At 63.6% G+C, this 12,578-nt stretch carries 11 protein-coding genes and 1 tRNA gene; 10 read left to right on the top strand and 2 right to left on the bottom strand.

The genetic code is table 11. The features are described 5' to 3' along the window. Positions 1-79: 79 nt before the first annotated feature. From VGQ94_01090 to VGQ94_01120, 7 genes are all read left to right on the top strand, one after another. Positions 80-2,530, top strand: a complete 2,451-nt coding sequence (locus tag VGQ94_01090; protein HEV2021102.1) for a HEAT repeat domain-containing protein — start codon at positions 80-82, stop codon at positions 2,528-2,530. Between the two features lie 32 nt (positions 2,531-2,562). Continuing rightward, on the top strand, positions 2,563-4,164 hold the full coding sequence (locus tag VGQ94_01095) for a hypothetical protein (GenBank protein HEV2021103.1): 1,602 nt from the start codon (positions 2,563-2,565) through the stop codon (positions 4,162-4,164). A gap of 166 nt (positions 4,165-4,330) precedes the next feature. Beyond that, a complete protein-coding gene (locus VGQ94_01100; protein ID HEV2021104.1) occupies positions 4,331-4,804 on the top strand; it encodes a cytochrome c maturation protein CcmE in 474 nt (157 codons plus the stop codon). A 105-nt stretch (positions 4,805-4,909) separates the two neighbouring features. Then, complete coding sequence (locus VGQ94_01105) at positions 4,910-5,602, top strand: ABC transporter ATP-binding protein (GenBank protein ID HEV2021105.1); 693 nt, start codon at positions 4,910-4,912, stop codon at positions 5,600-5,602. After that, positions 5,599-6,276 (top strand): heme exporter protein CcmB, encoded by a 678-nt coding sequence (locus tag VGQ94_01110; GenBank protein HEV2021106.1) that lies wholly within the window; start codon positions 5,599-5,601, stop codon positions 6,274-6,276. Before VGQ94_01105 ends, VGQ94_01110 begins: the two co-directional genes overlap by 4 nt. Positions 6,277-6,286: 10 nt before the next feature. After that, positions 6,287-7,003 (top strand): cytochrome c biogenesis protein CcsA, encoded by a 717-nt coding sequence (ccsA, locus tag VGQ94_01115; protein ID HEV2021107.1) that lies wholly within the window; start codon positions 6,287-6,289, stop codon positions 7,001-7,003. Next, complete coding sequence (locus VGQ94_01120) at positions 7,000-7,137, top strand: CcmD family protein (protein HEV2021108.1); 138 nt, start codon at positions 7,000-7,002, stop codon at positions 7,135-7,137. The genes ccsA and VGQ94_01120 overlap by 4 nt, the downstream gene beginning before the upstream one ends. 140 nt (positions 7,138-7,277) lie before the next feature. On the opposite strand, the gene VGQ94_01125 is transcribed toward VGQ94_01120, so the two are convergent. Then, positions 7,278-9,848 carry a CehA/McbA family metallohydrolase gene (locus tag VGQ94_01125; GenBank protein ID HEV2021109.1) on the bottom strand — a complete coding sequence of 857 codons (2,571 nt, stop codon included), beginning with the start codon at positions 9,846-9,848 and terminating at the stop codon, positions 7,278-7,280. A gap of 224 nt (positions 9,849-10,072) precedes the next feature. Between VGQ94_01125 and VGQ94_01130 the strand changes: the two genes are divergently transcribed. From VGQ94_01130 to VGQ94_01140, 3 genes are all read left to right on the top strand, one after another. Further along, positions 10,073-10,825 carry a hypothetical protein gene (locus VGQ94_01130; GenBank protein ID HEV2021110.1) on the top strand — a complete coding sequence of 251 codons (753 nt, stop codon included), beginning with the start codon at positions 10,073-10,075 and terminating at the stop codon, positions 10,823-10,825. Positions 10,826-10,901: 76 nt separating this feature from the next. Further along, the gene (locus VGQ94_01135; protein HEV2021111.1) at positions 10,902-11,057 is read left to right on the top strand and encodes a hypothetical protein; all 156 of its coding nucleotides are present in this window, start codon (positions 10,902-10,904) and stop codon (positions 11,055-11,057) included. Beyond that, positions 11,048-11,124, top strand: a tRNA-Arg gene (locus tag VGQ94_01140). Before VGQ94_01135 ends, VGQ94_01140 begins: the two co-directional genes overlap by 10 nt. Before the next feature lie 17 nt (positions 11,125-11,141). On the opposite strand, the gene VGQ94_01145 is transcribed toward VGQ94_01140, so the two are convergent. After that, a complete protein-coding gene (locus VGQ94_01145; protein ID HEV2021112.1) occupies positions 11,142-12,251 on the bottom strand; it encodes a tyrosine-type recombinase/integrase in 1,110 nt (369 codons plus the stop codon). Between the last annotated feature and the right edge of the window lie 327 nt (positions 12,252-12,578).

Here is a 12,578-nt window from a genome sequence, read left to right on the forward strand (position 1 = left end):
TTTTTCCCCTTCTCAAAGTGGTAAATATATGCAGGGGTGTTCCATTGTTGGAAGCGGTTCTGCGGCTCCAAGGCGCCAGATGTTAGACCGTAACCAACTGAAGAGCCAGGGCATCCGCTTCGCTCTCTCCCTGCAGATGCTGTTCAAGAATGCAACCATGTTCTCGGCCGGCCACCCGGCCGCAAGCATGTCCTTTCAGCGGAGCTTCGACTTCCTCAATGTGCTGGTGAAGGAAACCGGTGAATTCACCGTCGGCTTCGTAGACCAGCGCGTCATGCTGAACAACATCCTCACCATCGACCGCTCGCTGACACACTTGGAGAACGAGTTCCTCAAGCGCGGCATCGGCGCCATCACCTTCCAGGCGGGCATGACTCTGGCCAGCTACAAGCGCGGCATGGGAGCGCTGGTGTGCCCGGTGAAGGCAATTGAAGCGGCCGGTGGTCTGGTCAAGTACTTGGAGGAGCAGCCGCTGGAGTTGATGCGCGTCTTCCCCGCCAGCAAGAGCCAGGCGCGCACCGAGAGCGGCGACACCGTGCTCGACATGGACTCAGAATCCTACCTGATGGCCAAAGCGTTTTCCGAGATCCGGCCTTCGGGTACCACCGGAATCCAGGACTTCGAGAACATCTTGCAGTCGGCTGGCGTGGGGGGCGCGGGCACCGGCGAGGGAACCGGAGCGGGCGATCCGGGCGGTGTCGAAGCTGGATTAGGAGTGGAAGGCTTGGTTGGCGGGCTTGACGACGGCGGATTTGGCCCGGGAGGAGGGGGAAAAGCCCTGCGAGGCCCAGGCCCGGTCGGTGGCGGTCCTGGCAGAGGCGGCCCTGTGGGCGCGGGGTTGGCCGTGGCTCCGCAGCCGGGTGTAGGCGGGCCCGCACAGATCACCAGCATGGTCGAAGGCTACCTGCAGTCCTCGCTCATCGATCCCGAGAACGCCCCGCAGCGCTCCTACGTGGAGCTGGCGCGCGTGATCAAGGACATGCGGCCCGAATTCGTGCTCTCCGCCTTCCCGCCGGAGCGGCGCGAGCAGTTGCGCGCCATGCCCCCGGACCAGATGGCTGCCGAGATCGTCGAGGACTCCGCGGTGCAGTGGGCGGCGCGACACCTGGCCACTGCGCCCAGTGGTCCGGAGGCATACATCGTCGAGGAGGAGGTTATACGCGTCCTGCTGCGCAGCTTGCAAACCACGCAGACCGCTCAGCGCCTGGCCACCAAGCTGGCGCAATATTTCAAGGATCTGAACATGCCCGCGGCCACCACCGGCCGCATCCAGGAAGAGCTCGAGTGGGTGGTCGTGCCGCAGAAGCAAAAGATTGAAACGCTGCTCTCGCTGAAACACTTCAACCGACACAAGTTTCGCCGGTTGCTCGATCTTTTGCGCGATCTCATCAAGGGTGTCGACAAGGAGAACGCCACCCAGCTCGCCAACCACTATATGCGGTTGCTGGCGCCGGAGAGCGAGGCCTTGCCTGAGGAGATTGGTCGTATTCCGGAACTGTTCGGAGTAGTAGCCAGCGTGCGCACCGACTTCTGGCACAAGTCGGCGGAGCTGCTGGCGCACGCGCTGCCCTCGTCCGAGCCGGGGTTCCAGCACCAGCAGATTGTGAACTGCACCGTGGCGTTGGCCAGGAACTCGGCCATCTACGAGGACTTTGCCTTGATCCAGACCGTGGGCTCGGCATTGGAAAAGCTGGTAGCCAAGGGTCCGGAGAAGCACCAGGCCTGCTGCGGCGCTGCACTCTCCACGCTGCTGACGCGCACGGCGATCGAGCGCATGATCGAGATCTCCGTGCGCAAGCGCGATGACGCCGCCGGAGCGCGCACGGCGGCAAGGCTGCTGGGCTGGGCGGGACCAGCAGCCATCGGCAAGGTCTTCCAGCAGTTGGACGATGAGCAGGTGACTTCGAACCGCCTCACTCTCATCCGATTGATCAGCAAAATCGGTCCCCTGGCGCTCGACTTGGCTCGACAGCGCCTGGCGCACGACCGCTGGTACGTCGTGCGCAACGCCTGCAAGTTGCTGGCCGACCTGAAGGATCCCGAATTGCTCGCGCAGTTGACGCCGATATTGCGGCATCCCGATGAGCGGGTGCAGAAGGCGGCCGCCGTGGCCATCATGGAGAGCCGTTCGCACGCCCGCAGTCTGATCTTCGCGGAAGCGCTCCCCTACCTGCATCCCCACGTTCTGGAAGAGGTGTTAGGCGACATGCTCTTCCTGAAGGACCCGGCCGTTCTGCCGGCGCTGGAAAGCTTCATCTTCCGCGACGCTCATGGCAAGACCAGGCTCCTGATCGCGGCGGTGCAGGCCCTGGCCGTCATTCCGGGCCGGCGCGCTGAGCATCTGTTGAGCAACATTCTGTCGGACTCGAGCTTGGACATGATTATCCGCCGCATCGCCATGGTGGCGCTCGTCCGCAGCACCACAGCCACCAGCACCAAGGCGATGCACGAGTTCATCAGCGGCTCGCCCGCGGATCCCATGGCCCAGGAATGCGAACGCACCCTGAAGGCGCTGGGCCGGACCGTCTAAGTTCCCGGACGTTTCACCGAGAGCAGAGGATCATGGCCAGAACACCAGAACAACGGCTCAGTGTTGCCGCAGAATGGCGGACGATTCGCCGTTTGTATCCCATCTATGCCGCGATCGCCCGTGAGTTCCAGCTGGGCGATCCTCCCTGCGAGTCTTTGAACGAGGTCAACGAGCGGTCCGAGCCGGACGCATTCCAGCGGATCGGACAATGGTTGGCGGAAATGGACCAGCGCATCGAGGCGCACCACTTCCGGCAGCTGTTGCAGACCAGCGACCTGGCCTCCTCGGAAGACAAGATGCACACCCTGGTGGACCGGTACCTAAATAAGGAACACAGGACCGAGTTCGACCGCGACAAGATCGATTTCCTTCTTATCCAGTATTTCGCGGTCTGTGCGCCTCCCAGTTTTCATGACCGCGAGGTGGACCTGGAGGAGGTAGCCGAGGTGCTCGAGCCGATTCTCGGGGAGTGCCCCACCTCCCTGCCGGAATGGCTCCGGCCACTCGAGCAATTGATCGCAGACATGCAACGCTGCCGGACTCTCGCCGACCTGGAGCGGCATCGCATCATCGAGCGCGGACGCGAGCTGAAGGCCGCGGCCGGAGGGAGGTACTTCGATTCCATCGCGCTGCTGGCGTTTACCCGCTTTAATTATCTTCTGCGGTGCGCCTGTTTTCGCCTCGTGGACAATGATTTGCGGGCCATCGAGGCTGGTCTGTGGGAGCTGGGCGCGCGCAGTGTGTACTTCGTGGACTGTACCTCCGTGCAACTCTCGCCCCAGGAGCCCCTCAGCAATCTGTTCCAACTGTGCCTCAACTTGAGGAAGCCGCTGATTCTCGACTATTCGACCGGCCGTTCCTTTGACCTGTTGATGGGACTGCGGACCATTATCGAGCGGGCGCTGGCTCCCGAAGCTGCGACGGACGGGGCTGGCGAAGCTGCAGCTCCGGATCTGCAACGCCGTCTGGAGCGGATGAAAGAAGAGATGGCGGGGCTGCGCGTCCTGCTGGAGCAGGCTCTGACGCACGGGAAGCCTGGGCTAGCAGCTTCGTTGACGCCGGCACCACCCCAAGCGGCTGCTCCGCCGGACTCCCAAGCGAAGCCCCGGGTTTCCCCGGCTCTATCTTCTAAGGCCACCGTTTCTCCGGCCGCCACTCCTTCGCCAGCCCCGTTACCCCCTCCCTCTGCTCGGCCCAGCAATGCGGCAAAGGTTGCTCCGTCTCCCCCGTCAACCGTCAGTGTTGAGATCGAGCACATAAAAGAGCTCCTTTCGGTCAGTGGCAGTAAAGGGCGATCGTCCGTCAGCCTCGCCGTCGGTCCTACGACCAAGCTGCTACTGACCACGGCGGAGGTGAACGCTTTTCTGAAGGGCGGCGACGAGGCCGGGGTTGCTCTCCAACGGGCCGTAGCCGCCCGTTTTCTCTTGGTAGCCACCTTGGAAAACTCGAAGCGCACGGGGGAGAAACCGGATTTAAAGCCATTACTTCAGTCGGCGCGCGACGAGTCGGCCAACCTGAGCCCGCTAATCGTCCAGGCCGAAAAATCCGGCCAGACCTCTCTGGCTGAGGCCCTTTCCTTCACCCACCGGCAGTTGCTCGCGATCATCAACCAGGTGGAGAATCGGAAGGGTTAGAATCGGTTGAGAGCCAACAGGAACTCAGACCGTCCGGCCCATCGCCTTCGGGGCGCCTTCACACGCCTGAGCCCATAGGACCCACCGCAGAGCAGGTCCTAAGGCCAAGTCTGGCCTCACCCGTCGGCTTGACCCTGTCAATCCGGACAGCGTACAGTTTTCGGAAGTGACATCAGCCCGCAAAAAGTACCTGCGTTTCGGCGTGGCCATCGGCGTCATCGTGCTTTCGCTCGGCTACCTCGCCTACACCGGCGTGGAACAGAGTAAGAGCTACTACGTCACCATCGCCGAGCTGCGCCAGCAAGCCTCCCAGGGCGACGCCGTCTACTCCAAGCGACTGCGCGTGGCCGGCACGGTTGAGCCTGGCTCCATCCGCCGCCAGGGTTCCAAGGTCGAGTTCACTCTGGTCGAGGAAGGGAAGACGCTCCCCGTCATCTACCGCGGCAGCGAGGCGCCCCCGGACACTTTCAAGGACGACTCCCAGGCCCTGGCCGAGGGCGAGTTCGGCCGCGACGGCGTCTTCCACGCCCGACAGCTCCAGGCCAAGTGCGCTTCCAAGTACGCCCCCGCCGAGCAGCCCGGCAAGCCCGGTGCCGCCCCGGCTGTGCAGCAGAAGCCCGCCACCCCCGCTCCGAAGTAAGCTCTGGCCCGTGTGGATGCGGGCGACTCGCCCGCGCCGCCGCCCGTCCCCTTCGTGTTACCTTTGTGTCCTTTGTGGTCGAGCTTTGTGATGTGATTCCCCCGCATGCCCGACGCCACCGTCCCCGTCCTCGAACTCGACTCCGTCAGCAAGCTCTTCGGACGCGTCGCCGCCCTGCGCGAGGTGACCGCCGGCTTCGCTCCCGGACGCCTTTACGGCGTCTTCGGCGAGAACGGCGCCGGCAAGAGTACGCTGCTGCGCCTGATCGCCGGACTCGCCCGTCCCACTCGCGGCCGCATCCTGCGCTGGTCGAGCGACGACCTCCACCCCGCCCTCGCCCGCATGGGCTACATGGCCCACGCCTCGCTGCTCTACGACGAGCTCACCGCGCTCGAGAACCTGCGCTACTTCGCCGGCCTCTACGGCCTCGCCGCCTCGCCCGCCTGCGAGGACGCCATCTCCTCGGTCGGCCTCGACCCCGCGCTCTCCCGCCGCGTCGGCGACTACTCCCAAGGCATGCGCCAGCGGCTCTCGCTCGCCCGTGCCTTGCTCCACGGCCCCGACTTGCTGCTGCTTGACGAGCCCTTCTCCAACGTGGACGCCGGCTCCGCCGCCGCCATGGCCGCGCGCCTCGGCCGCCTGCGCGACTCCGGCAAAACCATCTTCGTGGTCACCCATCAGCCCGCGCATCTCGAAGCCGTCGCCGACGAATCCCTGTGGATCGCGGCCGGCGAGATCACCGCACGCCAGGCCGGCATCCGCGCGGCGCTCGCGGCTCCTCCGGCGGTGACGCCGTGACCGGACTCTTCGACGTCACCCGCGCCACCCTCGCCAAAGACCTGCGCCTGGAGTGGCGCTCCAAGGACGCCATCAACGCCATGCTATTTTTCTCCGTGTTGGTGGTGGTCATCTTCAGCTTCGCCTTCGACCCCACCGCCGAAGAGTCCCGCCGCATCGCCGGCGGACTGGTCTGGGTGGCCTTCCTCTTCGCCGCCAACGTCGCCCTCAACCAGACCTGGATGCGCGAGCTGCGCAACCATGTGCTCGACGCCTACCGCGTCTCGCCCGCCCCCGCCAATGCTCTGTTCCTGGGCAAGGCAATCGGGAACTTCTTTTTTGTGACCCTGGTCGAGCTCGCGATGACGCCGCTCTTCATCGTCTTCTTCAACCTGCGCGTCCTCGGCCCTGCCTGGCAGCTAGTGATCGTCCTCGTCCTCGGCACCTGGGCGCTGGTGGTGAACGGGACCTTCTTCGCCGCCGTCTCTTTGCGCACGCGGGTGCGCGAGCTGATGTTGCCCCTGCTGCTCTTTCCCATCTCCATCCCGGCGCTGCTGGCCATGGTCGAGGCCACCACCGCCATCCTCACCGGCGACTCCTCGCCCCGATTTTGGCTGAACCTGCTTCTGGTTTACGATGTCGTGTTCACCACGGCCTGCTTGCTGCTCTTCGAGACCGTCTTGCACGCGGAATGAAAGCACTGATATGAACTACAAATTCCTGATCTTCTCGCTCTTCACCATGGTCTTGCTCTTCTACGGCCTCCACCAGGGGCTGTACGTGGCGCCCGAGGAAAAGACCATGGGCGAGATCCAGCGCATCTTCTACTACCATGTCCCCTCGGCCTGGACCTCGTTCCTCTGTTTCTTCGTCAACTTCATCGCCTCCATCATCTATCTGGCGCGGCGCAAGTCGAGCCCCTCCGCGGGACTCGCCGCTGACGCCGTGGCCGTCGCCACCGCCGAAGTCGGCGTCGTCTTCTGCACCATCGTCCTGGTCACCGGGCCTCTGTGGGCCCGGCCGGTCTGGGGCATCTGGTGGACATGGGACGCGCGGCTTACCACCACCCTTATCCTCTGGCTCATCTACGTGAGCTACCTTTTCCTCCGCCATAATGCCGCCGGCGGACAGGCGCCGACCCTTGCCTCCGTGGTCGCCATCATCGGCTTTCTGGATGTGCCGCTGGTTTACATGGCCATCCGCTGGTTCCGCACCCAGCATCCGCAGCCGGTCATGGCTGGCGGCTCCAGCTCGGGCCTGGATCCGGCCATGTGGACGGCTCTGCTCTGGAACTGGGCCGCCTTTCTAGCTTTCGGATTCCTGCTCATCTGGATGCGCTACAACCTGGTGCGCTTTGAGCAGCGCCTCGACGAGCGCCACGCCCTGGCAGCCCTCGCGGGCTCGAAAGGAGGCGCGCGATGAACCACCTCCACCTCGAACTCGCCTACATCTCCACCTGGGTCATCCTCATCGCCTATATCGTCTTTCTGACCGTGAAGGTCCGAGGGCTGAAGAAGGAGTTCGAGGAACTGGAGCGAGAAGGACAGAAAAAGTAAAAAGTAAAAAGGAAGAGCGCACTTGCTCTTGGCTGTCATCCTGAGCGAGCCCCGAGGCACAGCCGATGGGCGAGTCGAAGGACCCCTATCCTCAGAACAACGCTGAGCCCCCTGGGCGACCAGCTTCTACTTTTTCCTTTTTACTTTTTCCTTTGCTCGTACACTGTCCGCGCCTCTGCCAGCCCCTTCATCACCGCATCTTTCTCCGCCTCGCTATTCCACCCAGTGTGCTGCCGCACCGCTTCGGTCACGCGGTCGATCCACTTCACGAAGTACGCCGCATCCTCGGGTGACGCCACCGGAGCACCCTCCACCGCGACGTACACCGCGCTGGTCGTGGCATACGGATACGCATCCAGTACCGGATGTTCTGCCTTCTCGCTCCATGCGCGCAGCAGGCACCAGCCACTTCCGGAAATGGGAAGCGTCCCGGTGAAGTCGCCGGAATCGCGCCCGCCCTTGAGTTCGAGCGCCCGCACCACCTTCCCATTGCACACGACTTCCAAATGATCCACCGGCACGATCGACCTCAGCCAGGCGCTGAACTTCACCTCATGCTTCCCGGCCGCGAGCTTCACCTCGCCGCCCGGGGTCTTTTCTCCCAGCCAGAACCAGACGAGCGGCCCATTGCTGACGAACGTCGCCCCGCGCTTCAGCGCCGGATAGAACCGTTCGTCGAGCTTCAGCGTCGCCAGCGGCGCCGGCAGGAAGACGCGGTTCATCCCCACCGGCCCGCGCAGCGAGGCGTAATTCGCCATGGCATCCGTGCCCGCGCCCGCCGGCAGCCGGTAGCCCAGGTTGAGCAGCCGGTACCAAACGTCGGCCGTCGTCCGGTGCTCGCTGAAGCCCACTACCTCGATGTAATCTACCTTGCCCAGCGCTACGTCCACCGGCAGCGCGTTGGTCAGCGCCGCCTTCGCGCTCCCCGCCGCTCCACTTATCCCCGCCTCAACATCCGGCGGATCATCGAACGGGTGGACGTATCCCACCAGCGCCCGTTGCTCGTGCGCCAGGTCGGCCACCGCGCTGTTCGAGGGATACAGACTCGCCGCCGCCGTTCCCGGATACCCGGCATAGCCCGGCATCACCAGGCCGCGATGCAGGTCGAGCAGCCCCAGGTGTCCCCAGTAGCTGGTGTGAAACTCCTGGTCGTGCACCAGCAGCCGTCCGGTCTTGGACGCCGCATCCAGCCCCATGCCCGCATAGGCGATGTCAGGGACGCGCTGCTCCTTGTTGACGATGAGGTTCTCCACCACGTTGACGTCTTCGGCCTCCGCCTGCGCCACCATGTTCTTCGGCGTGTTGCGATACGCGCCGCCGTAGTTCATGTGGACGTGCAGGTCGCCGCTCACCCAGCGCCATCCTGGTGTCGCCGGCAGCTTCAGCGGAGTGAGGCGCACCGTGAGCGCCAGTTGCTGGTCGGGCAGCAGGTCGAGCTCGCGTCGCTCGAAGCGGTTGGCGAATCCTTTCATGACTTCGACCGTCACGCGTCCCGCCGGCGCCGTCACCGGTGCCGCTCCTGGCGAGTGGAAGTAGTGGGCCTCGAAGCGGCGCTGGCTGCGGTCGTAGCCGTCGTCGGCGCGCACCCAGGCGTCCTCGGGCGCATAAGCCAGCCCGTCGGCGCCGGTCACGGAAACGCGCGCCGCCGTCGGCTTTCCCGCGGCATCGAGCACGCGCACCAAGAGGCGCGCCATCGGCCGCATGTATTTCCGCTGCTTCGCGCGCAATTGCCGCTGCGCCCCGCCCGGCAGCTCCAGCAGCCACAGCTCGGTGTTCCCGCTGCGATTGGAGACGAACGCGATGTGCTTGCCATCCGGCGCCCACCGCGGCGCCGTGTTGTCGTAATCGCCGTAGGTGAGCTGGAGCGCGTGGCCTCCCTCTGCCGGCATCAGCCACAACTGGTTCCACTGCCGCCCCAGGTAGGAGCTATAAACCAAACGCTTGCCGTCCGGCGAAAACTCCGGACGCGCCTTCCACGCGGTTTCCTCGTAGTAGATCTCGCGCGCCTCCGCGCCCGGCTCTGCCTTCATCCGCCAGAAGCCGCCCGTGCCGTAGATGTGCCCGCGGTTGGAGACGAACACCAGCTCCCCGCCGTCTGGCGACCACGCCGGACTGATCTCGGTGTCGTACTTGCTGTAGTAGTAGCGGGGAAGCGGGTTCTCGCTCTCGCCTGTCAGCCGCTGGACGGATTGCAGCACGCCGTCTTTCACCCGCACCACGAAGATGTGGAATCGCTTGTTGTAAGAGGTAGAGACGAAAACGACGCGCGTGCCGTCCGGCGACCAGCGCGGCTCAACATTCACCGCGCCGCCCGCGGTGAGCTGATAGTTTCTTCCCGTCGCCACCTCCAGCAGGTGCAGCTCGATCGCGTCTCCGAAATAGCGCGCAAACACCACCCAACGTCCGTCCGGCGACCAGTCTGGCTGGTAGTCGTACCCCGGCCCGGCGGTCATTTGCTGCGCGGCCTCGGAATCAATCTCCTGCCGCCACAGCGACCCGGCCATGGAGTAGATCACCGACTTCGAATCCGGCGACCACGCCACCGCGCTCGCTCCGCTGGTGAGCTGTGGCAGATACATCTCGCGGTAGTAATAGGAGTGCGGAAGGTCGATCTGCTCCAGCACCGGCCGCCGCTGCGCGCCCATGGGCGCCGCCCCAGCCACCATCAGCGCCAGAAGCAAACAACGTCGAACGCGCATCCTTCGAGACATGGGAGCAAGGAACGGTATTGCATGCCGCGCCGCGAATCAAGTGCGCCTAAAGCTTGACAACCCGTATTTCTGAGCGCACCATCGGGCGCCAGCTGACTGGCTGAGGGCCAGGCTAAGAGGCGACAATGGGTTTATCGCAGGCTGGCGCTCCTTCCCCGCCATCGTCGTGGGAGTCCCCTGCTCCGCTCGGGGAGCGCCCGCCCAAGCCCCCCTGGAAGCCTCGCGTGTCGGGTGTGATCGGCTTCTTGTTTGGCCCGATAGCCGCCGCCATCGTTGCGTTCATCAATCTCCGAAGGCTGGGACAGCGCCGGAAAGCTGTCCTCACGCTAGGCGCGACCGGCCTCGGCTCTGTCCTCTTTTTTGTGGCGCTGTACTGGATTCCTGAAGGGGCCGCGAAGGGTGTAGGGGAGGTCGTGCAACTCATTAGCATCTTTCTCTTTCCGTTTCTTCAGAAAGACGGCTTTGAACACTGGGAAGCTGCCAACCCTGGGATCGAGCCATCCAACGGATGGAAGGCAACTGGCTGGGGGCTCCTCGGACTTGTCTTGCTGCTTGCGGTCGCGGTGGTCGGGTTGGCGTCCCTTCTCGTCTCCGAGAAAGTCGAGAACGTCAACGTCTACATCTCCGGTCCCGCCAAGGTTGGCCAGGGAGAGGAATTCGTGTTTGCGGTTGAGGTGGAGAACACCGCCGCCAAAGCCCAGCTCCTGAGCAGCATCGACTTCGACTCGGGGTTCCTGGAGAAGGCGGAGATCTTGAAGACAGACCCCTCCTTCAAGAGCTCCGAGTCTGTTCCACTTACACAGGCTCGAACCTATATCTTCGAAACACCCATCCCCCCGAAGGGCAAAATGCGTGTGCAGTTCCATGCCCGCGGTCGCAAGGCGGATTATTTTTCTCCGGTCGTGTCGGTTTGCATCGACTCACCCACCAATTGCGCCGAGTTTCAGAGGAAGGTACCGGCGGAGGACCCACACTGAGGGCCTTCCAAACGCCCTTTTCTTGACACCTCCGGGCCCCTCCGTTACCATCCGCGCCGTCTCACGCGAGGTGGCTATGGCAGCGCTGAACCGCAAGCGGGTGTTTCTGGCCGCTCTCGCCGGAGGCGTCGTCTGGAATCTCTGGAGCATCTGCCTCAACTTCGTCTTTCTCGGCCAGCAGTACGAAGCGCGAGCGCCACGCTATAATGGGACTCTGCCAGCGCGCCCGTAGCTCAGCTGGATAGAGCGATTGCCTCCGGAGCAATAGGTCAGGGGTTCGAATCCCTTCGGGCGCGCCATTCTATTTGGCTTGCCTTCAGTTGATTAGACCTACCGGCTCCACTACTTCACGGTCCAACTTGGGAGCAACTGGGAGCAACTTTCCAGCAACCTTGCTTGCCACGCGCCGCTGCGCCTCAGGCATGGGTTGGACGTAGACGGAAAGCGTCAGGCGAGCATCGGTGTGTCCGAGCTGCGCCTGCAGCGCCTTGATGCTTTCACCGCTCGGGTCCGCCCAGGTGGAGTAGGTGTCGCGGAAGCTATGCCAACCCACGCGGGGGATCTCGGCCCGTTTACATGCTGGAATCAATACCCGGTTGCGCACATTGTTGGGGCTTAGGGCGCTTCCCGGTTGGCTGTGAAAGACGAAATCCTCAGGATTCACGGTTTCGGCTCGCAACCGCGCCAAGCTATCGAGGACCATTTCGTCCACGAAGACCAAGCGCCGGGAAGCACGCGTCTTTGGCGGTAACGAGCGGCCCTGGTAGATGGACTCCGCCACCCGAATGGAGCGTTCGGCGAAGTCGACATTGCGCCAGCGCAGCCCAAAGATCTCACCGCACCTGAGCCCTGAAAGTACAGCCAGCAGGACCATGGTGCGGTAAGGTTCGGCGAGTTCCGCCAACAATCGCCGAACCTGCTCGGGTGTTAGTGCCAGCCGTTCCCGCTGGTCCACGAGGGCCGGAATTTGCGTGCCTCGCGCCGGGTTCGACTGCAAGTAACCCCATGTGACGGCTACGGCAAAGACCTTGGAGAGGCGATTCCTAAGCGAGAGAACCGTCCTGGGCGCAACACGCTTGGACTTCTCCGCTAAGAACATCTGGACCTCTGCCGTTCCGATCTCCGGCAGCAAAGTGTTTCCAAAGAACGGAAGCATGTGTCGCCGGACAAGTGACTGATAGAGTCGGCGCGTGGAGGAGCGCAGAGTCGGAAGAATGTTCGCCTCGAAGCGCTCCAACATGAACCGCTCAAAGGTAATCATCCGCTCGGGTTTGTGCCTACCCTGGTTAATTGCTGCCAGTCGTTCCGAGAGCAGCCTTTGCGCTTGCCGCTTGGTCAGGTCCCTCACGGAGCCGAGCACCATTGAGCGCTGACGCCGCAAGCGTGAACCATCCTCGGCTAGCACATCCTCGCGATAACGACCCACCCACACTGGACTTCTACTTCCTCGTTTGAACAACCAACCTGTTTGCCAACGTCGTCGAGCCACGGTGTCCTCTCTTTTCTCCGTGGCCCGTCTTCCTTCTGCGAGCGGGAGCATAGCACAGCTCACGGGCTCCGCTCCTGGAGTGTTTCCGTGGCTTGAGAATGGGTCAACGCGCCGCATCTCTTCCCTCGCTACATGCGGCCGCCATGCGATTAAAAACGCTTTGAAGCGCCTGGTTGAGGTGCCCTGGGCCCCTGGCTATATCTCTCGCGCAGACGCGACAGAGCGCAATGCGAGGCGCGTGGTACAGAACCTTTCGTCCCCGCC

It is taken from the genome of Terriglobales bacterium (genome assembly GCA_035937135.1).
Classification (GTDB): Bacteria; Acidobacteriota; Terriglobia; order Terriglobales; family Acidobacteriaceae; genus DASYVL01.

Coding starts and splice junctions, on each gene's coding strand:
- VGQ94_01090 (HEV2021102.1), top strand. CDS start 80: ATGTTAGACCGTAACCAACTGAAGAGCCAGGGCATCCGCTTCGCTCTC.
- VGQ94_01095 (HEV2021103.1), top strand. CDS start 2,563: ATGGCCAGAACACCAGAACAACGGCTCAGTGTTGCCGCAGAATGGCGG.
- VGQ94_01105 (HEV2021105.1), top strand. CDS start 4,910: ATGCCCGACGCCACCGTCCCCGTCCTCGAACTCGACTCCGTCAGCAAG.
- ccsA (HEV2021107.1), top strand. CDS start 6,287: ATGAACTACAAATTCCTGATCTTCTCGCTCTTCACCATGGTCTTGCTC.
- VGQ94_01120 (HEV2021108.1), top strand. CDS start 7,000: ATGAACCACCTCCACCTCGAACTCGCCTACATCTCCACCTGGGTCATC.
- VGQ94_01125 (HEV2021109.1), bottom strand. CDS start 9,848: ATGTCTCGAAGGATGCGCGTTCGACGTTGTTTGCTTCTGGCGCTGATG.
- VGQ94_01135 (HEV2021111.1), top strand. CDS start 10,902: ATGGCAGCGCTGAACCGCAAGCGGGTGTTTCTGGCCGCTCTCGCCGGA.